Genomic DNA, 23680 nt, shown 5'->3' with positions numbered 1-23680 from the left:
CCGGGCGGGGGCGGTGTTGGCCCGGATGTGCTGGTGGAGATCTGGTCGGACGTGGTGTGCCCGTGGTGCGCGATCGGGAGGGCACGGTTCGCCTCGGCCCTCGCCGGGTTCGGGCACCGCGACGCGGTCGAGGTCCGGTGGCGCAGCTTCGAGCTGGACCCGTACGCGCCGCGGGAACGGCCCGGGCCGCTCGACGAGCACCTCGCGGCGAAGTACGGGATGCCGCTGGAGAAGGCCCGCGAGATGCAGCGGCAGATGACCGGGACGGCCGCTGCGGAGGGGCTGGAGTTCCGCTTCGACCGGGCCCGCGCGGGCAACACGTTCGACGCGCACCGGCTGCTGCACCACGCGGTCGAGACCGGCGGGCCCGCGGCGCAGGACCGCCTCAAGGGGGCGCTGATGCGGGCCTATCTCACCGACGGGGAGCCGATCGGCGACCCGGAGGCTCTGGTGCGGGTGGCGGCGGGCAGCGGGCTCGACGCGGACGAGGCCCGGACCGTTCTCGAGAGCGACCGCCACGCCGACGACGTCCGGTCCGACGAGCTGCAGGCCCGCCGCTACGGGATCACGGCCGTGCCGTTCTTCGTGATCGACACCCGCTACGGGGTGGCCGGCGCCCAGCCCGCGGACGTGTTGCGCGAGGCGCTCGACACCGCATGGGCACGGGAGGCCCAGGCCGCACAGGCAGTACAGACAGCACAGGCAGCACAGGCAGCACAGACACAGCCGCCGTCCGCGCAGGTCCCCGCCGGCGGTGACGGCGGCGAGGACTGTACGGACGGCAGCTGCGCGATCTGATCCCCGCTCAGGCCGGGCTGCGGGCGGGCGCGGTGGGCGTCGCGACCGCGGCACCCGGCGTGTAGGTCCCGTGCCGGCGGGCCAGCGCGACGAACAGGATGCTCAGCGACGGGACGAGGAAGCAGGTGGGGATGGCCCAGACGTTGTTGGGGGCGACGTTGCCGTGTGCCACCAGCTGCATGATGTGGCCGATGCCGTCGCCGAAGAAGGACACGGTGAGCGCCACCAGTGTGGCGTCGGTCCAGCGCCCCCGGTTCACCGCACGCACGCAGAGCACCCCCAGCACGCCGAGCGCGATGTCGGCCCAGCCGATCTCCCACTGGAACATCGACGGCGCGTAGCCGATCGAGGCCGCGACCTCCGCCGACGTCGGCCCGGTATGCCCGAACCCCGCCCACAGGTTGAACGCGCCCATGCCGACGATCAGCCACAGCGCTGCCAGCTCGTACGTCCGGCCCGCTGTGCGGCGGATCGGCGAGCGGTCCAGCGTGAGGTGGGCGAGGAAGCCGACGATGACGACGGCCCACTGAGTGGTGAAGAATCCCATGATCGTTGCTCCGTGTTCTCGATGCGTTCTCGATGCGTTCTCGATGCGGGTGGGTCAGCGACCGGCGGTCGTGACGGCGGCGGGGGCACCGAGCGCGAGCGCGCGGCGCCGGACGAGCTCGGACTGGAAGGCGACCATCACCGCGATCATGATCATGATCTCGCCGAAGCCACCGTCGTCGCTGATCCCGGCGAAGTACGCGTAGGTGCCCATCGCGAACTTGGCGGCGACGAGCCCGACGAACAGCCCGATCGTCAGCACGGTGCCCTGGCTGTAGACGTGGCGGCCGTCCTCGCCGTCCTCGGTCCACATCCGGGTGTAGTAGCCGCGGGCCAGGCCGACGACGACGCTCAGCAGCACGCCCGTCACCAGCAGCGTCCACTCCGCGACCCCGTCCGGGCGGGAGAAGCCGCCCACGGCCAGGCCGATGACGGCGTAGAGGATCGCCATCGTGAAGCGGTGGTCGCCGGTGACCTCGTAGCGCTGGGACTGCTTGTAGATGGCATAGACCGACAGGCCGATGAGAGCGACGATGGCGAGCGGGGACATGTGGGACTCCTCCTCAGTGGGGTCTCGGCAGGTGGGCGTTCGGGCGGCGTCAGCAGGCGGGCAGCCAGGTGCCGTGCATGCCGAGCGGCACACGAACGGGCAGGTGGACGGTCGCGACCGGGCCTGATCCCGGATCGGCGGCGGGGATGACGAGAAGCGCGCTCTCGCCCGTCGTCGGTCGGGTGGCGAGCGTGAGCCACCAGCCACCACCGGGAGCGTCCGGGTCGGGGGCGTGGGCCGGCTCGCCGACGGCCAGGTCGCGCGGCCGCCACTGCTCGATCGCGCCGGTGCGGGTGTCGTACCAGGCCAGGGCGTCCCGGCAGCCCGGCCGGGCGTGCGGTCGGCCGGTCGCGACGGCGAGCGCGGCCACCCGGTGGTCCGCGCCGAGCAGGCGGTCGTCGATGCGCGGGAACTCGACGTCGAGATCGGCCAGGACCTCCCGGCGCACCCAACCCGCCGCGGGATCGACGACGGCGCGGGCGAGCCGGGGTCGCGCCGGGACGCCGGGGACGAGCCACGGCGGCCGCTCCCACTCGACGTGGTCGAGGACGACGGTGTCCACCGCCGGATCGGCCACGGACTTGCCATCGCGGGCGTTGGCGACGTGCCACACCCAGAAGGCGTGCTCGCCGGTGCCGTCGCACCAGCGCACGGGGCCACCGTCGCGCGGGACCAGCGCGATCCGGGTGCCGTCCTCGGGGCGCCAGGCGAGCAGCCGCACACCGCGCCGCGCCGCGGCGACGTCGAGGTACAGCGGGGCGACGACCAGCACCAGGAAGCGGCGGGTGATCGCCATGTCGTGGATCAGGGTGGGGCGGTCGAGACCCTCGACCGGGGCGGGTGGGCGGGCCGTGCCGTCGGGCTCGACGGCCGTCCAGGTCAGGAACGGCGGCTCGGTGTGGCAGGAGAACCCCAGCAGCTGCCCCGTGACCGGGTCGATCTTCGGGTGGCCGCCGATCCCGGCCGGCAGCACGCCGCCGAAGGACTCCGGTCCGAGGGTCTCGAGCGCCGGGCCGATCCGGTAGGGCCGTGTCCACCCGGCGAGGGCGAGCAGCCGCCCGCCGTGGCGCACGACGCCTGCGGAGGGCCGCTCGCGCAGCGTGCCGGCGAGGATCGGCCCGACCAGGTCGGCGCCCGGCCGGTAGCGGCTGGTGACACCCGGCCACAGGGCGCGCCCGGCGGCCTCCTCGGCGCGGACCATCGGCGTGCGGACGAACCGGTTGTCGTAGCGGGCGCGCCCGCCGGAGATCGTGACGCGGTGCAGCATCCCGTCGCCGTCGAGCGGATGGACGTAGCTGCCGATCGGCGGGAAACGGGGGTTGGACCCGTTGCGCAGGTAGGCGCCGTCGAGCCCGTCGGGCAGCCGCCCGGTGACCGGCAGGTCCGCGATGTCGACCTCGGCGGCGACGGGTGCGAACGCGCCGGTGAGATGCGGGCACGGCGGGACCGGCGCGGGCGGGGCCGCGAGCGAGGCGGTCATCGCGCCACCCCGCGATGGGCCTCGTGGGGCATCTGCGTGACCGGCATGACCTGACGGTCCCGCCGAGCCCCGGCCGGAACATCCGCCACATCACGCATGTTTCGTACGCACATCGCGGTCACCGCAGCGGACCACGGATAGCCTCACACGAATGGGGACCCAGGCCACCCGGGGCGGAGATCCGGTGGTCGAGCGGGTGGTCGAGGCGCTGTGGCGCCCGCGAGGGGCCGGGACCGTCCTGCTCACCGGCCTGCCCGGGATCGGCAAGTCCACGACGATCGAGCTGGTCGCCGGGCGGCTCGCCACCGAGGGTGTGCGGACGCACCGGGTCGAGGCCGACGGGATGAGCCGCAGCCGCCCGTTCGGCCTGCTCGCGGGCCTCGTCGGAGTGGACGTCGGCTATCCCCCGCGGCCGGACACCGCGGACCGGGTCGTCGAGGCCGCGGAGGGGTTGTGCGCCGACGGGCCCGCCCTGCTCTGCGCCGACGACCTGCACCTCGCCGACGGCGACTCCCTGGCGATGCTGGGCGTGCTCGCCGGGATGACCCGCGTCCTGCCGCTGTCGCTGCTCCTGGCCCGCCGCCCGCTGCCGCTGCGCGAGGCGCTCACGGTCCTCGCCGCCCGGCCGGACGTCGCCGTCGTCGACCTCGCCGGCCTGGCCGGGCCCGCCCTGGACGCGCTGGTGGCGGCGCGCTACGGCGCACCCCCCGGCCCGGGCCTGCTCCCGCTGCTGCAGGTGACCGGCGGGAACCCCTTCCACGTGCGTGCCCTGCTGGACGACCTGCAGCGTCGCGGCCTGCTGGCCGTCACCGACGGGCTGCTGGACGCGTCTGCGCTGCCCGCGGACCCGCCGGAGAGCGTGCAGGCCGCCGCCCGAGCGCACCTGGCCCTGCTCGACCCACCCGCCCGGGACCTGCTGCAGGTGCTCGCGGTGTGGGGGCGGCAGGCGAGCCCGGAGCAGCTCGCCGCCGTCACCGGGACGAAGCCGGCGGCACTCCTGGGGCCGGTGCAGGCGGCGGTCACCTCGGGAGTGGCGGCGTGGACGGCCGACGAGCTGCTGGCGTTTCGCCACGACCTCTACCGTGAGGTGCTCTACGCCGACCTGGACCCGCCGTTGCGCCGGATGCTGCACGCCGCCTGCGCACAGGAGCTGCGGGCGAGCGGAGCCATCTCGCCGCAGGTCATGCAGCAGGCGGCGGGCGCGGAGGACCCGGCCGATCCGGCCGTGGCCCTGCAGGTCGCCACGGCTGATCTCGCCCACGCCCCCGCGCAGGCCGCGGACCTGCTGGAGGAGGCGGCGGCCCGCGCCGGCAGCGGCGAGCTGGCCGACGCGATCGCCGTCGCCCGCACGGGCGCGCTCGCCGCGGCGGGGCGGATGGCGGAGGCGGACCGTGTCGCGCGGCAGTGGATGGCCCGGACCACCGATCCGGCCGTCCGGGTCGAGCTGGGCAGGCTCGCACTGCACCAGACCGTCAGCCTCGCCGATATCGGCGGCGCACTCACCGACATCGACGCCATGCTCGCCCGCGACCTCCCGGCGTCGGCCCGGCAGGCGTTGGCGGACCTGCGCCGCTGGGTGGTCCTGCTGGGCGGGCGCGAACCCGTCGGCGACGGTGTCCCTGTGGCGCGGACCGGGGCGGGGCTGCTGCCGGCGGCGATGGAGCTGTTCCTGGCCGGCCGGTGCGTCGCCGCGCTGGAGCTGGCCGACGAGGCCGTGCGGGCGCGGGAGGCGCGTGGCTCCCCGGCCTGGTCGGACGGTGCGGGCGCCCCGGTGTTCCCCGCGTGGATCTCGCTCTACGCCGAGGGGGTCGAGCCGGCCGCGCGCCGCTCGCTCGACGCCCGCCGCCGCGCGCAGCAGCGGGGGCACGGCTGGCTGATGCCGCTGCATCTGTTCGCGGCGGCCGGGATCGACTACGTCGCAGGCCGCTGGGACGACGCCGTCGCCGAGCTCGAGAGCGGCATCGAGGCCGCCGCCGTCACCGGCACCGGGTGGCTGTCCCGCCCGATCGGGCTGGTCGTGGCCATCCGCAGCAGGCGCGGCGAGCTGGACGCGGCGGCGGCGGAGATCGACCGCTGGAAGGTCCGGGGGCTGCCCGAGCAGTTCGGGCTCCCGCTCGTGGCGTTCGGCGAGATCCTGCTCGGCGAGGCGCAGGGGGACGCGACGGATGTCGTTGCGGCGGCCCGGCGTGCCTGGTCGTCGCCGCTCGCGGGTGGGCGGGCGCTCTGGGCACCGCACGCCGGGCCGGACATCGCCCGGATCGCGCTCCTCGCGGGCGACGAGGAGCTGCTGCAGCGGGTGGCCGCCGACACCGCGCGGGCGCCGCTGCGCGAGATGCCCACGCTCGCACCGGCGGCGGATCTGGTCCGTGCCACGGCCGAGCGCGACCCCGACCTGGCGATGGCCGCCGCCTCCGCATTCCAGGCCCGGGGCAACATCGTCGGCGAGCTGGGCGCATGGGAGGAGGCCGCGGTGGCCGCAGCCGCCCGCCGCGATCCGGAGCGAGCCCGGCGGTGCGCTGCCCGCTGCGCCGGGCTCGCGCAGGTGCTCGGCGCCGTCACCCACGAGCGGCGGCTCACCGCCCGGCTGCGCACCCACGCCGTCCGGCTGGGCGCCACCGGGCGCAGGCGCCGCCCCGCCACGGGCTGGAACAGCCTCACCCCCACCGAGCTGAAGGTCGCGGAGCTGGTCGGCCAGGGCATGACGAGCCCCCAGATCGCCGCTCGGCTCTACCTCTCCCCGCGCACGGTGCAGACCCACGTCTCGCACAGCCTGCGCAAGCTGGGGCTGCGCTCGCGGGTGGAACTCGCCACCACCGTCGCCCGGGTGCGCACCTGAGCCACCCGTCGAGCTCCCGGTCCGGTCAGGACGGTGTGGACGTCCGCGGCAACCACCGCCAGGCCGCGGCCCCCGCCGCCGCGCACACCACCGCCGCCACGACCACCGAGGCGACGAACCCGGCCACCTGCGTCACGTCGCCGTCGACCAGCGCGGGCCCGTTCACCTCGGCGAAGACGGCACCCGCTACGGCGGCGCCCAGCACGGCGCCGCACTGGCGGGCCTCCGTCCCGAGGCTCGCGGCGAACGCCCGCTGCCCGTCGCCCAGGGCGAGGAACGGGCCCGTCCCCGCGGGGGTGAACACGGCGGGCCGGGCGAGCGCGAACGCCGCCAGCCCGGGGATCAGGGGCGCCACCCCGCCGATCGGGGCGAGCAGCGCGAGCAGCGCCAGGCCGGCGGCGGCGAGGACGAGGCCGCCCACGACGAGCGTGCGCGGTCCGCGGCGGTCCGAGACGCGTCCCGCGGTCACGGACAGCAACGGCGTGCCGATGCCCGCGAGCGCGATCAGCACACCCGCGGTGACGGCACTCTGCTCGAGGCCGTGCTGCAGGTACAGGGTGAGCGGGACGGTCGCGCCGAAGACGGCGAACTCGATCGCGAACAGCGCCGCGAGCGAGGCGAGCAGCAGCGGGTCGCGCAGGGTGGCCCACGACGTCCCCGGCGCGTCGGCCGCGCCGCGCGAGGGCGTGATGCAGCGCCTGCCCACGATCCAGGCCGCCAGGAGCACCGGGAGCGTGACGAGGAAGACCCAGCGCCAGCTCGCCACCTCCAGGAGCAGCCCGGCCAGGAGCGGGCCGAACACCAGGAGCGCCGTCCCGCCCGCCGCGAACATGCCGATCGCCCAGCCGCGCTGCGCGTCCGCGACGGCCCGCGTGGTGTTGCTGAGCGCCAACGGCGCCACGATCGCCCCGCCCACACCCTGGACGAACCGGGCGGCCACGAGCAGGCCGATGCTCGGCGCGCTCGCGCACAGCACCGATCCCGCGGCGAACAGCGCGAGACCCGCGAGGAAGGTGCGGCGGCGGCCGAACCGGTCCGCCACGCGGCCCGCGACGACCATGAACATGGCGAGCGCGGCGAGGTAGGACGTCACCACCCAGGGCAGCACGAGCGCGTCGCCGCCCAGGTCGCGGCCGATCGAGGGCAGCGCGACCGTCACGGCCGTCTGGTCGAAGAACACGACGGCGTTCGCGGCGATCGTGCAGCCGAGGACCCCGCGCTGCCTGCGGTCCAGCCCGCGCCAACCACCGGAGGGGCGGGCGGGGACCGGCCGGGTCATCCGGTGCGCGGGCGGCGCCGCAGCCGCAGCGACACCACGTGCCAGCGGCACGCCGCAGCGGCCGGATCGGCCGCGATCCGCCCCTGCAGGCCGTCGTAGAACGCGGCCACGACGGCCGCCCGGTCCGCGGGGGTGCGGTCGGTGTCGAGCCAACGGAAGAACGGCCGCTCGGTGATCGCGCGCACGAACGGCAGGTAGCGCTCTGCGAACGCCTCCCGGTCGGCGGTCGTGTCGCCGATACGGCCGTCCGGGCCGCCGTAGGTGGCGGCGTCGTCGGTGGCCGAGAGCTCCTCGTCGAGCAGGTCGTACCCGGCGGCGTCGACGGGCGCGCGCCACTCGTCCGGGGTGCGGTTCCAGGTCGGGTAGAAGATCCGGTCCGACTCGGCCTTCCGCAGCGTCCCGTCCGCCACCATCGCGTCGAGCTGAGCGCCGATCATCGTGAACAGCCCCTCCGCGCCCGACGTCCCGTCCGGCTCGGACGCGCCGGCCACGAGGACCAGCTCGCCGTGGTCGACGAGCTCGCGGGCGCGCTCGTGCAGGAAGGTCTCCCAGTCCTGCGCGGCGCGCCGCCGGAACGCCTCGCGCGCCGGACCTTCGGGCAGCAGGTTGGCGTACACCTGACCGGGCACGTCCAGGGGGACGTCGCTCAGCCAGTGCAGCGTGATCGCGCTCCAGCCCAGGTGGAGGCGGTCGTCGGGGAAGAGCGGTCCGTAGAGGGTCCGGCCGACGACGTAGGGGTAGATGCCCGTACGCCCGGCCGGGTAGCCGTCCGGCCCGGACAGCAGGAGCAGCAGCGGGGCGAAGTCGTTCTCCGGGAGGTCGGTGTGGGCGACCTCGATCGGGACGTCCGCGTCCCGGGCGCGCAGCGCGTCGATCGCCGCGGCGATCGGGGCCATCTCGTTCGCCCCGCCCGCACACCCGAAGTCCCCGACGAGCACCGGCGACGCGATCGGGACGGCGGTAGCCGCCGCGATCAGCCGCGCATCCGCCGCCCGGGCGGCCGCCCGCTGCGGCTGGGAATGGCGGCTGTAGTACCCGTGGCCGAGCATCACACTCTCGGCCGGAGCCGTGATCTTCGCCATGGCTGGGCACGCTACCTCTGCCGGGTGTTCGATGTCGTCACAGCATGTCATCGATACCGCATGTCATCGACAGGGGCAGGAGGGCGCCGTGCCGGACCCGAAGATCCTCGGAATCGTGCTCGCCGGAGGGGCCGGGAAGCGGCTGGCGCCGCTCACCGACGACCGGGCCAAGCCCGCGGTGCCCTTCGGCGGGCTGTACCGGCTCGTCGACTTCGCGCTGTCCAACCTCGTGAACGCGGGCACCTACCAGATCGCCGTGCTCACCCAGTACAAGAGCCACAGCCTGGACCGCCACATCACCACGACGTGGCGGCTGTCGAACCTGCTCGGCAACTACGTCACCCCGGTGCCCGCGCAGCAGCGGCTGGGCCCGCGCTGGTTCACCGGTTCGGCCGACGCGATCTACCAGTCGCTCAACCTGATCAACGACGAGCGGCCGGACCTCGTCGTCGTGTTCGGCGCCGACCACGTGTACCGCATGGATCCCCGCCAGATGTGGCGCCAGCACCTCGACGGCGGCGCGGGCGTCACGGTCGCCGGGATCCCCGTCCCGCGCACGGAGGCCACGGCGTTCGGCGTCATCCAGACCGCGCCCGACGGGCAGCGCATCGAGGCCTTCCTGGAGAAGCCCGCCGACCCGCCCGGGCTGCCGGGGCGGCCCGACGAGACGTACGCCTCGATGGGCAACTACGTCTTCACCACCGAGGCCCTGCTCGACGCCCTGCACACCGACGCCCGCAACGACGCCAGCCTGCACGACATGGGCGGCGACATCGTCCCGATGCTGGTCGAGCAGTCCGCAGCGCAGGTCTACGACTTCCAGGCCAACCGGGTTCCGGGCGAGCCGTCGGGTGCCGCGCGCTACTGGCGTGACGTCGGGACGCTCGACTCCTACTTCGAGGCCCACATGGACCTGTGCGCGGTGGTGCCGGCGTTCGACCTCTACAACGACCGGTGGCCCATCCTCACCCACATCCCGTCCCGGCCGCCCGCGAAGTTCGTCCACGACGACGGCGACCGCGTCGGGCGCGCGTTGAACAGCGTCGTCTCCAACGGCGTGATCGTCTCCGGGGCGACGGTACGCGAGTCCGTGCTCTCCCCCGGAGCGTTCGTGCACAGCTGGGCGAGCGTGCAGCGCTGCGTCGTCATGCACTCCACCGACATCGGCCGCCACGCCGTCGTCCGCGACGCGATCCTCGACAAGAACGTCGTGATCGGCGAGGGCGTCGAGCTGGGGGTCGCGCCATCCCGCCTCGGCCGCGACGAGTGCCGCCCCCAGCAGGACCGTCCCGGGTCCTGCACCGGTCGCCCCGCTCGCCGCCGTCTCGTCCACTCCGCCTCCAGTCGTCCAGCTCAGGGTGCGCGGGCGGCCACCTCGCCGCCATCCCCCGTGCCGGTCGATCCGGCGGGCACGGCCGCCTCCGCATCTACGGGGGGTGCGCCCGGCTGGTCGAGGAACTCGACCACGCCGAGCAGCACGACGACGACGATGGCGATGCCGAGGACGTCGAGCCCGGTCGGGCGGTTGAGGAAGAGCAGCAGCAGCACGCCGATCACGACGACGACGACCCGCAGCAGGCCGCGGTGGTCGTGCACCCAGGGTCCGACCGGTCCCTGCGCCAGCCGGGTCGCGATCGCTCCGCGGCGCAGTGCGGCGACCCCGCGGGCGGCCGTCGACCGGACCTGCACGGCCGCGGACGACGGGCCGGAGAGCCACGCCCCCACCGCGACGACGAGCCCGACGACGAACAGCGTCCGGATCGCGACCCGCAGGAACCGGACGACGATGTCGAACGCGGCCGCGGTGGGCACCGCCGCCTGCTGCGCCACGGCTCCGACCAGCACGCCGCGCGCCACCAGGAGGGCCACGGCCAGCACGACCATGACGGCCATCAGCCCGATGCCCACGCCGATCAGCGCGCGGCGCTTGCGGCGGGCCGCCATGACCCCGCCGGCGAGCAGGAGCAGGGTGATCCACGGCAGCCAGTCGGCGAGCGTCTCGAGCGCGGCGTAGGCCGACTGCGCCCGCACGAGGGTGCTCGCCGGGAAGAGGTCGATCGTCGGGTGCACCTCGGGTATCCGGCCCGCGAGCTCGAAGCCGGATGCCACGAGCTGCTGCTTGGCGGCGTCGATGAACGGCGCGAGGTCGAGCACGGCGCTCCCGCCCTGCACCGTGATCGCCTGTGAGTTGCCCGAGAGCACGGTGTTCAGCTGCTCGTGCGACACCGTCAGGGCACGCTCGGCCGCTGAGATGAACTGCGGGCTCGCGACCAGCGCGTCGACCCGGCCCTCGACGAACCCGCGCGCTCCGTCGGCGATCGGGCCGCTCAGCGCGCGGAGCCGCTCGACCAGCACCGGTGGCAGGCCCTGGGCGGCGAGCGCGTCCACGGTCTCGTTCACGATCTGCTCGACGTCGATGCGAGTGAACACCTCGTTCGTGATGCGCTCGCCGACAGCCTGCTGCACCGAGGGTTCGGAGAACACGGGGCTGACCGTGGCGACGAACTCGTCGGTGTCGGTGACCTGCGTGTGCGCCCATACCGCGATCACCGACACCGGAACCGCCAGCACACCGAGCACGAGCAGGATCGCGGAACCGACCGACGCCCAGCGGATATGGCGGCGCGGGCGCGGGCTCGGCGGTGGCGGCCCGGCCGCCCGCAGCGCCTCGACCTCGGCGCGCAGCCGCGTCAGCTCGTCGCGTTCGCTCGCGTCGAGCACGTCCGGTGCCGCTGCGGCGACCGGCTGCCCTGCCTGTTCCGGCATCGCGCCTCCCACCCTCGTGGATGTTGCAGGTTGCCGCCCGAACGGGCCCGCGGCATCGCCCGCGGGAGGTGAAGACGGGTCACCCCGGGCAGGTGATGTGGCTCGCACACCGGCGGTCCCACCCTGATGCGCCGTGCCCGATCGGCGGGGCGGTCGGCCGGTGCACACGGGAGGCACTGCGGAGGAGGCGGGAGAATGCCCGACGAGCGCGCAGCGCGCATCGCGGAGTTCATCGAGCCGCTGCGGGTGCGTCCGGGGCACAAGGTACGTCTCGCCCACGACTTCGACCCCGCCTTCCGGTCGGAGATGGTCCCGCGCAAGCGCGACGGCGTCGAGCTGCTCACCACCGGCATCGCCCTGCTCGCCGACTACCAGGCCCGCCTCGCGGCCCAGGACACCTACGGCCTGCTCGTGTGCCTGCAGGCGCTGGACGCAGGCGGCAAGGACGGCACGATCCGCCACGTCATGAGCGGGGTGAACCCCCAGGGCGTGCACGTCTCGAGCTTCAAGGTCCCCTCGTCCGAGGAGCTCGACCACGACTACCTGTGGCGCTACGCCCAGCGGCTCCCGGCCCGCGGCGACATCGCGATCTTCAACCGGTCGCACTACGAGGAGGTCCTCGTCGTGCGGGTGCACCCGGAGCACCTGGATCGCCAGAAACTGCCCCGCGGCAGCCGCCGACACCTCTGGAAGCGCCGCTACCAGGAGATCAACAACTGGGAGCGGTACCTCAGCGAGAACGGCTTCCGGATGGTGAAACTCTTCCTCAACCTGTCCAAGGAGCAGCAGCGGACCCGCTTCCTCCGGCGGCTCGACCTCCCCGACCACAACTGGAAGTTCTCCGACGCGGACGTCCACGAGCGCGCGCACTGGGACGACTACCAGGATGCCTTCTCCGAGATGCTCTCCGCGACGAGCACCCACTGGGCGCCCTGGTACGTGATTCCCGCGGACCGCAAGTGGTTCGCCCGCATCTGCGCGGCGGCCATCATCGCGCACACGCTGATGGACATCGACCCGAAGTACCCGCAGGTGAGCGAGGAGACCCGCAGTGGCCTCGCGGACATCCGGCGCGAGCTCATGGCCGAGGCCCCCGAGGGCGCGGCCGCCGACCCGTACCTCGCGAAGGTCGAGCACGAGTCCCCGAAGGGCACGAAGTCGAAGAAGGGGTAGCGCGACGAGCTACCGGGCACGGCGGCAGGGCGGAGGAGGAGGCGGGCGGTGCAGACCGACCGGACGGAGCAGGTGACGGGCAGGCGGGACAGGGCGTGGTACACGCGCTCCCCCGAGGAGACGGCGCAGGCGCTCGCCGTCGACCCCGCGGAGGGGTTGACGTCGGCCACGGTGGCCGACCGGCTGCGCGCCAACGGGCCGAACGCGCTGCCCGAGGAGAAGGCCAAGCCCGGCTGGCAGCGCTTCCTCGACCAGTACCGCAGCTACATGCAGATCATCCTGCTCGCGGCGGCGGTGGTCTCGGCCGTGGTCGGCGAGTGGGGCACCGCCATCCTGCTCGTCGCGCTGACGTTGCTCAACGCCGTGATCGGCCTGCGCCAGGAGGGCAAGGCCGAGAGCGCGATGAACGCGCTCAAGTCGATGATGAAGGCGACGGCGCGGGTGCGCCGCGACGGCACCGACCAGGAGATCCCGGCCGAGGACGCCGTCGTCGGCGACATCGTGCTGCTCTCCGCGGGCGACCAGGTGCCAGCGGACGGCCGGCTCGTGCAGGCCGCCGCGCTGCAGATCGACGAGTCCGCCCTCACCGGGGAGAGCACCCCCGCGGACAAGGAGGTGCGCACCCTCGACGGTCGCGACCTCGCCCCCGGCGACCAGGTCAACATGGCCTTCATGCACACGCCGGTGACGCACGGCAGCGGCACGATGATCGTCACCGGGACCGGCGCGAACACCGAGCTGGGCAAGATCTCCGCGATGCTCTCGGCCACGACGCGGGAGAAGTCGCCGCTCACCCGGGAGCTGGACCGCCTCACGCTCTGGATCGCCGCCGCCGCCGGGCTGACGATGGTGGTGATGTTCGTCCTCGGACGCAGCCGGGGTGAGGCCTGGGACGTGCTGTTCATCAGCGCGGTCGCGCTGGCCATCGCGGCCATCCCCGAGGCGCTGCCGACGGTGACCCAGTGGATCCTCTCGGTCGGCAGCGTCGAGCTGGCCCGGCGCAACGCCATCGTCAAGGAGCTCCCTTCGGTCGAGACGCTCGCCTTCACCTCGGCGATCAACTCCGACAAGACCGGCACCCTCACGATGAACCAGATGACCGCCGTCGAGGTGGTCACGGCGGCGGACCGCTACACGGTCTCGGGCACCGGCTACGACCTCGAGGGGAGGGTCCACCACGCCGCGGGGTCCGCGCCCTCGATCGAGGACGCGATCCTGCCCTACGTCGTGGCGAGCGACGCCCGGCTGGTGGACGGCCGGGTCGTCGGCGATCCCACCGAGGGCGCGCTGCTCGTGCTCGGGCACAAGGCCGGGCTGGACGTCGAGGCCACCCGCGAGCGGCTGCCCCGGCTGGCGACGCTGCCGTTCGACCCGATCTACAAGCTGATGGCCACGTTCCACTCCACCACCGACGCCGACGGCCGGGCCGTGGTCCGGTGCTTCGTCAAGGGGGCGGCGCCCGCCGTGATGGCGCGCGCGGCCACCGCGCTGACCGAGTCCGGTGCGGTGGGCTGGAGCGGGGACGTGCAGGAGCAGATGAACGAGCACGTCGAACGGATGGGACGCGCCGGTCGGCGGGTCATGGCGGCGGCGGTGCGGGACGTCCCCGCGGAGCAGTTCGACGCCGACGGCGACCTGCTCGCGCTGGTCGACGGGATCGAGCTGACCAGCCTGGTCGGCATGGTCGATCCGCCGCGCGCGGAGTCCAAGGCCGCCGTGGCCGCCGCGCAGGCGGCGCACATCCGGGTGCGGATGGTCACCGGCGACGACGTCACGACGGGCGCGGCGATCGCCGAGCAGCTCGGCATCCCGGGCAAGGCCATCCTGGGCGCGGACTTCGCCGCCCTGCCCGAGCACGTACGGCTGGCCCGCATCGACGAGATCGGCGTGGTCGGCCGGGTCGCCCCGGAGCACAAGGTGATGCTGGTCGACACGCTCAAGCGCCGGGGCGACGTCGTCGCCATGACCGGTGACGGCGTCAACGACGCCCCCGCGATCAAGGCGGCGGACATCGGCATCGCGATGGGCTCGGGGACCGACGTGGCCAAGAACGCGGGCCGCATGATCCTCTCCGACGACAACTTCGCGACGATCGTCTACGCCGTCGAGCAGGGCCGCAAGATCTACGACAACCTCACCAAGTACATCCGGTTCGTGCTGCTGCTGCTCGTCGTGTTCGTGCTGACCTTCCTCGGCGCGAGCCTGTTCGGCATCGCGGGCGGCGAACCGTTCAACCCGGCGCAGGTGCTCTGGATCCACTTCTTCGTCAACGCCGCGTTCGGCGCCGCGCTCGGGTTCGACCGGGAGACCCCCGGGCTCATGCGGCTGCGCCCGCGGCCGCGGGGCCAGTCGGTGCTGACCACCGACCTGATCGTCACCGTCGTGCTCACCGGCCTGTTCATCAGCATCTGCCTGCTCGGGCTGATCGTCGCCGGCACGACGTTCTTCGGTGACGAGCAGATCGGCCAGTCGGTGGCGTTCACCTCGTTCGCGCTGTGCCTGATCATCGCGGCGCTGGAGTGCCGCAGCGCGACCGGGACGGTGCTGACCACGGCCACCTTCGACAGCAAGCAGATGAACTGGGCCATTCTGGGCGAGTTCGCACTCGCGGTGCTCGTCACGCAGATGGACCTGTTCCACCGCCTGCTGGGCACGGTGGACATCAACGCGGCGCAGTTCCTGTGGGCGATGGTCCCGGCGATCGCCCTGCTCATCCTATGGGAGCTGGGCAAGCTGATCGTGCGCATGACGATCGCCGCGCGGCACCCCGCCCGGCCCGCCGCACCGCCCGAGACACCGGCCGCAGTACCGGCCGCGGCGTCGTGACCGGGCGGCCGGACCCGGCCACGGGACGGTTCGGCCGGCTCGCCACGGTGGCCCCCGGCCTGGCCGGGCTGATGGCCTACAAGGCGCGCTGGCTGCCCAAGGACCTCGTCGCCGGGCTGGTCCTCACCGCCCTGCTGGTCCCGCAGGGCATGGCGTACGCGCAGCTGGCCGGGCTGCCCCCGATCACGGGCCTCTACACGTCGATCCTGTGCCTGGTCGGGTACGCGATCTTCGGGCCGTCCCGCATCCTCGTGCTCGGCCCGGACTCCTCGCTCGGCCCGATGATCGCGGCCACCATCCTGCCGCTCGCGGCAGCGGACGGCGACCCGGCCCGCGCGGTGGTCCTCGCCTCGGCGCTGGCCATCCTGACCGGCCTGATCATGGTGCTCGCCGGGGTCGGCGGGTTCGGCTTCGTCGCCGACCTGATCTCCAAGCCGACGATGATCGGCTACATGAACGGCCTGGCCGTCACCATCCTGGTGGGCCAGCTGCCCAAGCTCTTCGGGTTCTCCGTGGACGCCGACAGCTTCCTCGGCGAGGTCGTGGGCTTCGTCGGCGGCGTCGCGGCGGGCGAGACGATCCCGGCCGCGTTGGCCGTCGGTGGGCTCGGGCTGGTGCTGATCCTCCTGCTCACGCGGATGCTGCCGAAGGTCCCCGCCGTACTCGTGGTCGTCGTCCTGTCCATCGTCGCCGCCGTCGTGTTCGGCCTGGGCGAGCGCGGGGTCGACCTCGTCGGCGAGCTGCCGCAGGGCTTCCCGCCGCTCACGATCCCGTTCGTCGGGCTCTCGGACCTCGCCCTGCTCCTCGCGGGGGCCGTGGGCATCGCCGTGGTCGCGCTGGCCGACACCATCTCGACGGCCTCGTCGTTCGCCGCCCGCGCCGGCCGGACGGTCGACGGCGGCCGCGAGATGACCGCGATCGGCGCGGCGAACATCGGCGCGGGCTTCTTCCAGGGCTTCCCGGTCAGCACGAGCGGCTCGCGCACCGCCGTGGCCGAGCAGGCCGGGGCGAAGACGCAGCTCACCGGGCTGGTCGGGGCGGTGGCGATCACGCTGATCCTGCTGTTCGCCCCCGGGCTCCTGCGCGACCTCCCCCAGCCCACCCTCGCCGCGGTCGTCATCGCGGCCTCGTTCTCGCTGAGCGACCTCCCGGGGACGGCCCGGCTCTACCGCATCCGGCGCTCCGAGTTCTGGCTGTCGATCGCGGCGTTCCTCGGCGTGGTCGGGCTCGGCGTGCTCCCGGGCATCGCGGTCGCGGTGGTGCTGTCGATCGGCAACGTGTTCCGCCGTGCGTGGTGGCCGTACCAGACCGTCCTCGGGCGGGCGCAGGGCGTGCCCGGCTTCCACGACGTCCGCAGCTACCCCGACGCCGAGCGGCTCCCCGGCTGCGTGATCTTCCGCTTCGACGCGCCGCTGTTCTTCGCCAACACCCGGACCTTCCGCGAGCGCGTGACCGCACTCGCGTCGGCCGACCCGCCGCCGAACTGGGTGATCATCGCGGCCGAGCCGATCACGGACGTCGACACGACCGCCGCCGACATGCTCCACGACCTCGACACCGCGCTCAACGAGCGCGGAGTGCACCTCGTGTTCGCGGAGCTGAAGGACCCGGTGCGCCGCAAGATCGACCGCTACGAGCTGACCCGCACGATCGATCCGTCGCACTTCTTCCCCACCGTCGACGCGGCCGTCGCGGCGTTCCGCGCCGCGACCGGCGAGGACTGGCGGCCCGCCGTGCAGGGTGAGCCGGACCTGCAGGACGGGCGCCCCTGATCGCGACGCGGACCCGGGCGCGCGGCTTTCGCCTCCCGCGGGTGAGCCCGCCGCCCCGGCGGCCGCCGACACTGCCCCGGCCGGACGAGAGACCGAGGGGGAACCACGGTGGGAGTCGACTTCACACCCTTCGGCGGGCCGGTCCGGCGCCAGGTCGTGGCCGTGATGGCGCGATCGCTGCTGTCCACGGTGCTCATGGTGGTCGTCTACTACCGGACGCCGCTGGAGCATCGGATCGACGCCTGGATCGTGACGTGGTTCCTCGCCGGGCTGGTGGCCCTGGCCCTGGCCCTGGCGTGGCAGGTGCAGTCGATCCTGCGATCGCGGACCCCGAAGCTGCAGGCGGCGTCGACGATCGCGGTGGGGCTGCCATTCCTCCTGCTGCTCTACTCGTCGGTGTACACCGTCATGTCGGTGGACGACCCGGCGAACTTCAGCGAGCCACTCGGCCACACCGACGCCCTCTACTTCACGATGACCGTGTTCTCCACGATCGGCTTCGGCGACATCACCCCGGTGACCGAGGCGGCGCGCGTCATCGTGATGACGCAGATGGTCATCGGCCTGCTCGCCGTCGGCGTCGTGGCCAAACTCCTGTTCGGGGCCGCGAAGATCGCCGAGGACCGGTCGGACGCCGCGCGGGCCTCGGGGCTCGCGACAGGGCGGGTGACACCGCCGCAGCAACGGCCCGGCACGGCCGACCCCGCCGGCTGAGCGCCCCGCTGCGGACGCCTGCCCGTGCTCAGGCCTCCTGGGCGTGGCCGACCAGCGGGCGGGAGCGCAGCCGTGCGGCCAACCGGTGCAGGTCGGCACGCATCGCCGCGAGCTCGCGGCCCGACAGCCCGGTGTGGCGTTCCACCTCGACCTGGACGGCGCGCGCGCGGTCGCGCAGTTCGTGACCGGCGGCGGTGCAGGTGATCTCGACGATCCGCTCGTCGTGCGGTGATCGCCTCCGGGTGACCAACTGTTGCCGGGCCAGCCGCTTGAGCAGCGGGGACAGCGTCGCGCTGTCGAGGTGCAACCGCTCACCGAGCTGGTTCATGGGCAGGGAGTGGTGCTCCCACAACACCAACAGCACGACGTACTGCGTGTAGGTGAGGCCGAGGCGGTCGAGCCCGTCGCGGTAGGCGCCGGTCATGGCCCGCGACGCACTGTGGAGCGCGAAGCAGAGCTGCTCGTCGAGGGTGAAGGCCGACTGGGAGCGGTACGCCATGCCTCACCCTACGGCCACTGTCCTGTGTGTGCGATCGAATCGCGCGCTATTGACTAGGCCGCGATGCCCAGGAAGGGTGGCGCAGATCACACCCGAACGGCGGTCCGCCGGAGGTCCACCACCATGAGCGATCAATCCCTCTACGAGCGGCTCGGCGGTACCTACGCCATCGCGGGCGCCGTCGACGTCCTCGTCGACCGGCTCTTCGCCAACGTCGCGGTCAACGCCAACCCGGCGGTGCACGAGCATCACGGGAACCCCGCCAACGCGCCGGGCTACAAGTTCCTGGTCACGGCGTGGTCGATCGAGGCCGCCGGCGGGCCGAAGTGCTACCCCGGCCGGGACATGGTGGAGGTCCACGAGACGCTGAACATCGACGACCACGGGTTCGACGCGGTCGCCCTGGAGGTCGCCGCCACTCTGAGCTTCCTCGGCGTGCCCGACGCCGAGCACAAGGAGTTCATGGACATCATCGAGAGCTACCGTGCCCAGGTGACCGGCGCTGACCGCTCGACGACGCCCGCGTGACGGCGAGCAGGCAGGCGGCCGCCTCACCCGCGGTGGGTGGTGCGCACGTCGCTCGACACCGTGACCGTGGCGATCGTGGCGGCTGAGGGCGGGCGGAGCCCGGAGACGGAGCCGAGCCCGCCCCGACGGGTCGGCAGGCTGACGCGGCTGCTGCGCTGGCAGCATCGGGACTGGGCGGACGACGGCGAGCTCGCCCACGCGATCCACGGCACCGTCGTGGGCGCCGCGGCGATGGCCGCCGCGAGCCTGCACGGAACGCTCGGCCAGGTCGTGGTGACGGTGCTGGTCACGATCCTCGTCTACTGGGCGGCGGAGCGTTACGCCAGCGTGCTGTCCGCCGTGGCCCGCAGCGGGCGGCTGCGAACGGGCCTCGACACCCTGCGCCACGGCCGCCCGATGATCGAGGCGGCCTACACGCCCCTGGTCGTGCTGATCGTCGTCGTCCTCCTCATCGACGACCTGCAGGTCGGCGTCCTCGCCGCCCTGATCACGGCCACCCTCCTACTCGGCGGGCTGGGCCACGTGGCGGCCCGCCGGGCGGGGACGTCACGCGGGGGCGCGATCGGCTGGGGTGCGGCCAGCGCGGCGCTCGGCGTCGTCGTCATCCTGCTGAAGCTGTCACTGCACTGAGATCGGCGCTCACCCGGTGTAGGAGATCAGCGGCTTGAGCTGTTCGGCCCGTTGCGGGATCCACCCCGGCGGCTGCAGGACGGTCGCCCACGCGTCGACGTACTCCGGGACGTAGACGTGCCCGTGCCCGGGCGGGACCCCGACCGCGAACGGCAGGTCCGCGGTGACCTGCCAGAACGTCAGCAGCGGGATCCACACCACGGCGTCGAGGACGTCGTCGCCCCGGGGCTCGGTGAGCCAGTCCGGCCGGTTCAGGATCAGCTGCGGGCTCCACCAGACGATGGGATCCGACGGGTGCTGCACGTAGAGGACCCGGGAACCGTCCCACGGCTGCCCGGCGGACGCGATGGGCGACACCGCGTCGCGGCTGAAGCGGACCGTGCGCCCGTCGCGGTAGATCGGCGCGATCTCCGGGGTGCCGGGCTCGCGGCCGTCGACGAACTCGCGGTAGAGGGTGTTGAAGTTGGGCGGGCCGGTGAAGACGACGCCGTCGGTCCGGTTGCTCAGGTCGTGCTCGCCGCTGAACGCGGTCTCGGCGCCGAACGAGCCGAGGCTCTCGCCCGCGACGAGCAGCCGCGGCCTGCTGCCCACCGGGAGGTCGGTCCAGCGGTCGTACACCGCGTCGAACAGAGCGCGCCCCGCTTCGCGGGCCCGGTCCTGGTCGACGAGGTAGGAGATCCAGGACGGGAGGTAGGAGTACTGGATCGTGACCGCGGCGCTGTCCCCGCCGGTGATGTACTCCAGCGAGTCGATCGCGGCCGGGTCGATCCAGCCCGATCCGGTGGTGGTGATCACCACCAGCGTGCCTCGGGTGAACCCGCCCGCCCGTTCCAGGTCGGCGACGGCGAGCTGGGCCCGCTCCTCGGCCGAGTCGGCGGACTCCAGACCGGCATATGCCCGGATCGGCGTCGGCGCCGGGGCACCGGTGAACGCGGTGATCTCCGCGGGCGTCGGGCCCTTGGCGCTGAAGTTGCGCCCCTCGCGGCCCAGCGACTCCCACGCCACCATCGACGACGGCGACCCGGCCCGCTCGGGCGCGTCGGGGCGGGCGATCCCGTCGTCGGAGCCCGCGTTGCGCACGGAGAACGCCTGGTCGGCGGCCGCGACGAGACCGTCGAGCACGACCCCGCTGAACAGCAGCGCCGTGCCCACCACGACCACCGCCCAGCCGAGCGCCCTGGCGGCCCGCGGGCCGATCCAGCGGCCGAGCAGGCGGGCGAGCCACCGGTAGACCCGCCGCAGACCGCGGGAGATCCCGAGCAGGGCGGCGAACGTGACGAGCGCGACGACCGGCACGACGACCAGCGCGACCGGGCTGTCCGGCGGCACGCCCATCAGCGCGCGGATCTGGCCCTGCCAGTGGCGCCCGAGCAGCAGCGACCCGACGAGCGCCACACCGCCGACGGCGGCGAGCAGCCACCACGTGCGGGGCTGCGGCGTGCGCGCGTCCCGGTCGGCGATCGCGCGCCAGGCCCATGCCCCGACGACTCCGAGGCCGTAGCCGATGGCGGCCGCGATGCCGCACACGAGACCCTGGATGAGCCCGCTGCGCGGCAGGAGTGACGGGGTGAGCGACAGGCAGACCGCGATCACCGCCACCCAGAGGCCGGGAGGCGAGCAGTACCACCAGCGATGGCGTGCCGCTGGTGGCGTGGCGACGGCATCCGGGTGCTCCGCCACGGCGAGGTGATCCCTCGTGTCGATGTCTGCCTCCTGCCGCGCCCGACGCGCGCGAGTCTGGCCTGGCGGGCCGCGGTGCTTCTCGTCCGGGCAGGGTGATCGGTACGTTCCCGGCGAGTCAATCCCCGGCCCCGTCGAACGGAGCTCCGATGTCGCGTCACGAGCTGGTCGCCGCGCCGCCGCCCCGGGCGCTTCGGCACCCGGCGGAGATGCCGTTCTTCGTCTTCATGGTGGTCCTGAACATCGTGATCGTGGCCGCGATCGTGCGCGCGGCGTACGACGTGCCGTTCCTGCCCGAGCAGCTGCAGGACTCGGGCGTGGCCGACGCGATCCGCGGCGCCCTCATCGGGCTGCTGCTGTTCATCCCCGGGCTGATCGTCGTGCGCGAGACGCAGCGCGCCGCCACCCGCGGCACCGCGGTCCAGCTGTCGCAGCGCCAGTACCCGGACCTGTACCGGACCGCGGAGGCGTTCGCGACCGCGCTCGGGCTGCGCAGGCGTCCCGACCTGTACCTGGCCAACGGCAACGGCACCCTCAACGCGTTCGCCGCCCAGGCGACCGGCCACGACTACGTGGTGATCTCCAACGAGCTCTTCGCCAATCTGCAGGACGGCAACCGCGAGGGCCTGCGGTTCATCCTCGGCCACGAGCTGGGCCACATCCGGCTGCACCACGTCGCGCTCTGGTACCAGATCTCCGTGGCCTACTCCGAGCTGATCCCGATCCTCGGGCCGACGCTCTCGCGGCTGCGCGAGTACTCGTGCGACCGGCACGGCGCCCACCTGTCCCCGGACGGCGCCACCGGGCTCGTCCTGCTCGCCTCGGGCCGCTACACCGAGACCGACGTCGACGTCGCCCAGCTGCTGAAACAGGGCACCGAGCTGCGGGGCTTCTGGGTCGGCCTCGCCCAGCTGCCCCGGTCGCACCCCTTCACGGTCCGCAGGCTGGAACGGCTGTTCGTGCTCGGGCTGCTGCGGGCCGGGGCGCCGAGCAGGGACCCCGCACCGACGCGGCGGGGCTGACCGGTTCCGCCGGATCACCGGGGACCGCTCGCGGTTGTCCCGCGGGGCTCGCCGGCGCACCGCGGCGGGCGCGGGGCCCGGTGGCGCGGATGTCGGGGTGCGCACTGGGTTGGCACACACCCCCACGGCGCTGGCACACACCCCACGGTGCTCGCATACGCCCCCGCAGCGCTGGCACACACCCCACGGCGCTGGCACACACCCCGCGGCGCTGGCACACACCCCGCGGTGCTCGCACACACCGTCGACACTGTGTGCCGCCACCCGGGGATGTGTGCCACCACCCGCACATATGTTCCGCGGGGGGTGGGCGGGCGCGGCCAACACGGCGGACCGGGCGAGGACGGGCGGGCGCGGGGCGGCAGCGGGCCAACCCGTCGGCGTTCGCACAGACCCCGTGGCGCTTACACACACCGTCGACACTGTGTGCCAGCACGCGGGGATGTGTGCCACCGCCCGCACATATGTTCCGGCGGGCGCGGGACGGGGACGGGCGGGGCGGGACAGGACCGGCGGGCGCGGGCGGGCGCGGCGGGCGCCGGCGGCGTGGGCGAGGCCCGCCGGGGCGGGGACGGGCGGGCGCGGCGGGGGCGGGGCGCCTCAGGCGAGTGGCCCCGGTGCGCCGTCGGCGACCAGCTCTGCCGGCACGTCGACGACCCGGCTGCGCAGGTACTCGCCCAGGCCCTTCGCCTGCGGGTCCGGGCGGGTGGCGGAGGCGACGCCGTCGCCGAGGAGGCCGCGCACGACCACGTTGACCGCGCGCAGGTTCGGGAGCGGATAGACGTCGATCGCGAGGTCCGCGGCCTCGGGGCCGAGCAGCGCCCGGGCCGTCTCGGCGGTGAGGAAGCCCCGCAGCCACGCGAACCCGGCGTCGGTGCGGGCCCAGACGCCGACGTTGGCGTCGCCGCCCTTGTCACCGGAGCGCGCACCGCAGAGCCGGCCGAGGGGGACGCGGACGGTGCGCGGCGGGGTAGCAGGGGATGGGCCGCCGTGCCCGGGCGCGGCCGGGGGCAGGCCGCCATCGGCCGGGCGCGCCGGGGTAAGGCGGCCCTGCTCCGGTGGGACCGGAGCAGGGCCGCCGTCCTGCAGAACACCGGGCGCACCGCGGACCCTGCCCTGCACGCCAGGGCGCGCCGGGTCCGAACGCCCGGACGGGCCCACGGCCACCGCCGGGTCGACAGCCGCCGCCGGAGCAACCGGAACGTCCGAAGCAACCGGAGCAACCGGAGCAACCGGAGCAACCGGAGCAACCGAAGCGACCGGAACGTCCGAAGCGACCGCGGCAACCGAAGCGACCGGAACGTCCGAAGCGACCGCGGCAACCGGAGCAACCGGAGCAACCGAAACGTTCGAGGCAACCGCGGCGACCGGAGCAACCGGAGCACCCCCGCCGACCGGAACGTCCGAAGCAACCGTCGGCGGATCCCCGATCACCCGCCGCTCCCCGCCGGGCAGCACCACGGCGTGCTCGACCGCCGACCGTGGCACCGCCGCGGGCC

General features: G+C 73.9%; 18 protein-coding genes and 1 pseudogene. 10 read left to right on the top strand and 9 right to left on the bottom strand.

Annotation, left to right across the window (positions count from 1 at the left end; all coding sequences use genetic code 11):
• The first annotated feature begins 33 nt into the window (after positions 1-33).
• Positions 34-798 carry a DsbA family oxidoreductase gene (locus AB7J25_RS08035; RefSeq protein WP_428506663.1) on the top strand — a complete coding sequence of 255 codons (765 nt, stop codon included), beginning with the start codon at positions 34-36 and terminating at the stop codon, positions 796-798.
• 7 nt (positions 799-805) lie between these two features.
• On the opposite strand, the gene AB7J25_RS08030 is transcribed toward AB7J25_RS08035, so the two are convergent.
• The 3 genes from AB7J25_RS08030 to AB7J25_RS08020 are packed head-to-tail and all read right to left on the bottom strand — an operon-like array spanning position 806 to position 3374.
• Positions 806-1345, bottom strand: coding sequence for a DUF6790 family protein (locus AB7J25_RS08030; protein WP_428506661.1), 540 nt, complete (start codon positions 1343-1345; stop codon positions 806-808).
• A gap of 54 nt (positions 1346-1399) precedes the next feature.
• Positions 1400-1894, bottom strand: a complete 495-nt coding sequence (locus AB7J25_RS08025) for a hypothetical protein (RefSeq protein ID WP_428506659.1) — start codon at positions 1892-1894, stop codon at positions 1400-1402.
• A gap of 49 nt (positions 1895-1943) precedes the next feature.
• The gene (locus tag AB7J25_RS08020; protein WP_428506657.1) at positions 1944-3374 is read right to left on the bottom strand and encodes a carotenoid oxygenase family protein; all 1431 of its coding nucleotides are present in this window, start codon (positions 3372-3374) and stop codon (positions 1944-1946) included.
• 151 nt (positions 3375-3525) lie between these two features.
• On the opposite strand from AB7J25_RS08020, the gene AB7J25_RS08015 reads away from it, so the two are divergent.
• Positions 3526-6210 carry a LuxR C-terminal-related transcriptional regulator gene (locus AB7J25_RS08015; RefSeq protein ID WP_428506655.1) on the top strand — a complete coding sequence of 895 codons (2685 nt, stop codon included), beginning with the start codon at positions 3526-3528 and terminating at the stop codon, positions 6208-6210.
• Between the two features lie 25 nt (positions 6211-6235).
• Here AB7J25_RS08015 and AB7J25_RS08010 read toward each other — a convergent pair whose 3' ends face one another.
• Positions 6236-7489 carry an MFS transporter gene (locus AB7J25_RS08010; RefSeq protein WP_428506653.1) on the bottom strand — a complete coding sequence of 418 codons (1254 nt, stop codon included), beginning with the start codon at positions 7487-7489 and terminating at the stop codon, positions 6236-6238.
• Entirely contained in the window at positions 7486-8571 is a 1086-nt protein-coding gene (locus tag AB7J25_RS08005; RefSeq protein WP_428506651.1) for a hypothetical protein, read from the bottom strand. The genes AB7J25_RS08010 and AB7J25_RS08005 overlap by 4 nt, the downstream gene beginning before the upstream one ends.
• A 103-nt stretch (positions 8572-8674) precedes the next feature.
• Here AB7J25_RS08005 and glgC point away from each other — a divergent pair.
• Positions 8675-9823, top strand: a pseudogene (gene glgC, locus AB7J25_RS08000) (glucose-1-phosphate adenylyltransferase); the annotation flags it as partial.
• Between the two features lie 101 nt (positions 9824-9924).
• On the opposite strand, the gene AB7J25_RS07995 reads toward glgC, so the two are convergent.
• Positions 9925-11337 (bottom strand): hypothetical protein, encoded by a 1413-nt coding sequence (locus tag AB7J25_RS07995; RefSeq protein WP_428506649.1) that lies wholly within the window; start codon positions 11335-11337, stop codon positions 9925-9927.
• A gap of 195 nt (positions 11338-11532) precedes the next feature.
• On the opposite strand from AB7J25_RS07995, the gene AB7J25_RS07990 reads away from it, so the two are divergent.
• The 4 genes from AB7J25_RS07990 (at position 11533) to AB7J25_RS07975 (ending at position 17822) form a co-directional block, all read left to right on the top strand.
• Entirely contained in the window at positions 11533-12510 is a 978-nt protein-coding gene (locus AB7J25_RS07990; RefSeq protein WP_428506647.1) for a PPK2 family polyphosphate kinase, read from the top strand.
• A gap of 48 nt (positions 12511-12558) precedes the next feature.
• The gene (locus AB7J25_RS07985; RefSeq protein ID WP_428506645.1) at positions 12559-15336 is read left to right on the top strand and encodes a cation-translocating P-type ATPase; all 2778 of its coding nucleotides are present in this window, start codon (positions 12559-12561) and stop codon (positions 15334-15336) included.
• Positions 15333-17108: a SulP family inorganic anion transporter gene (locus tag AB7J25_RS07980; protein ID WP_428506643.1), complete on the top strand. Its 1776-nt coding sequence runs from the start codon at positions 15333-15335 to the stop codon at positions 17106-17108. Before AB7J25_RS07985 ends, AB7J25_RS07980 begins: the two co-directional genes overlap by 4 nt.
• Positions 17109-17216: 108 nt before the next feature.
• Positions 17217-17822 (top strand): potassium channel family protein, encoded by a 606-nt coding sequence (locus AB7J25_RS07975; protein WP_428506641.1) that lies wholly within the window; start codon positions 17217-17219, stop codon positions 17820-17822.
• A gap of 28 nt (positions 17823-17850) precedes the next feature.
• On the opposite strand, the gene AB7J25_RS07970 is transcribed toward AB7J25_RS07975, so the two are convergent.
• On the bottom strand, positions 17851-18321 hold the full coding sequence (locus AB7J25_RS07970; RefSeq protein ID WP_428506639.1) for a MarR family winged helix-turn-helix transcriptional regulator: 471 nt from the start codon (positions 18319-18321) through the stop codon (positions 17851-17853).
• A gap of 123 nt (positions 18322-18444) precedes the next feature.
• On the opposite strand from AB7J25_RS07970, the gene AB7J25_RS07965 reads away from it, so the two are divergent.
• The gene (locus AB7J25_RS07965; RefSeq protein ID WP_428506637.1) at positions 18445-18849 is read left to right on the top strand and encodes a group I truncated hemoglobin; all 405 of its coding nucleotides are present in this window, start codon (positions 18445-18447) and stop codon (positions 18847-18849) included.
• A 36-nt stretch (positions 18850-18885) separates the two neighbouring features.
• Positions 18886-19479: a hypothetical protein gene (locus tag AB7J25_RS07960; RefSeq protein WP_428506635.1), complete on the top strand. Its 594-nt coding sequence runs from the start codon at positions 18886-18888 to the stop codon at positions 19477-19479.
• A 9-nt stretch (positions 19480-19488) separates the two neighbouring features.
• On the opposite strand, the gene AB7J25_RS07955 is transcribed toward AB7J25_RS07960, so the two are convergent.
• Positions 19489-21159: an alpha/beta hydrolase gene (locus AB7J25_RS07955; protein WP_428506633.1), complete on the bottom strand. Its 1671-nt coding sequence runs from the start codon at positions 21157-21159 to the stop codon at positions 19489-19491.
• 149 nt (positions 21160-21308) lie between these two features.
• On the opposite strand from AB7J25_RS07955, the gene AB7J25_RS07950 reads away from it, so the two are divergent.
• Positions 21309-22181, top strand: a complete 873-nt coding sequence (locus tag AB7J25_RS07950) for a M48 family metallopeptidase (RefSeq protein WP_428506631.1) — start codon at positions 21309-21311, stop codon at positions 22179-22181.
• A 600-nt stretch (positions 22182-22781) separates the two neighbouring features.
• On the opposite strand, the gene AB7J25_RS07945 is transcribed toward AB7J25_RS07950, so the two are convergent.
• Positions 22782-23680: AtuA-related protein (locus AB7J25_RS07945; RefSeq protein WP_428506629.1), on the bottom strand; the 899-nt coding region annotated here is incomplete at its 5' end.

The sequence above is a fragment of the Pseudonocardia sp. genome, from assembly GCF_050246655.1.
Lineage (GTDB): Bacteria > Actinomycetota > Actinomycetes > Mycobacteriales > Pseudonocardiaceae > Pseudonocardia.
The sequence above is the reverse complement of the archived record's forward strand: the minus strand, read 5'-3'. Positions and strand labels throughout refer to the sequence as shown.

Coding starts and splice junctions, on each gene's coding strand:
- AB7J25_RS08020 (WP_428506657.1), bottom strand. CDS start 3,374: ATGACCGCCTCGCTCGCGGCCCCGCCCGCGCCGGTCCCGCCGTGCCCG.
- AB7J25_RS07965 (WP_428506637.1), top strand. CDS start 18,445: ATGAGCGATCAATCCCTCTACGAGCGGCTCGGCGGTACCTACGCCATC.
- AB7J25_RS08025 (WP_428506659.1), bottom strand. CDS start 1,894: ATGTCCCCGCTCGCCATCGTCGCTCTCATCGGCCTGTCGGTCTATGCC.
- AB7J25_RS08005 (WP_428506651.1), bottom strand. CDS start 8,571: ATGGCGAAGATCACGGCTCCGGCCGAGAGTGTGATGCTCGGCCACGGG.
- AB7J25_RS07970 (WP_428506639.1), bottom strand. CDS start 18,321: ATGGCGTACCGCTCCCAGTCGGCCTTCACCCTCGACGAGCAGCTCTGC.
- AB7J25_RS08015 (WP_428506655.1), top strand. CDS start 3,526: ATGGGGACCCAGGCCACCCGGGGCGGAGATCCGGTGGTCGAGCGGGTG.
- AB7J25_RS07995 (WP_428506649.1), bottom strand. CDS start 11,337: ATGCCGGAACAGGCAGGGCAGCCGGTCGCCGCAGCGGCACCGGACGTG.
- AB7J25_RS08030 (WP_428506661.1), bottom strand. CDS start 1,345: ATGGGATTCTTCACCACTCAGTGGGCCGTCGTCATCGTCGGCTTCCTC.
- AB7J25_RS07990 (WP_428506647.1), top strand. CDS start 11,533: ATGCCCGACGAGCGCGCAGCGCGCATCGCGGAGTTCATCGAGCCGCTG.
- AB7J25_RS08010 (WP_428506653.1), bottom strand. CDS start 7,489: ATGACCCGGCCGGTCCCCGCCCGCCCCTCCGGTGGTTGGCGCGGGCTG.
- AB7J25_RS07950 (WP_428506631.1), top strand. CDS start 21,309: ATGTCGCGTCACGAGCTGGTCGCCGCGCCGCCGCCCCGGGCGCTTCGG.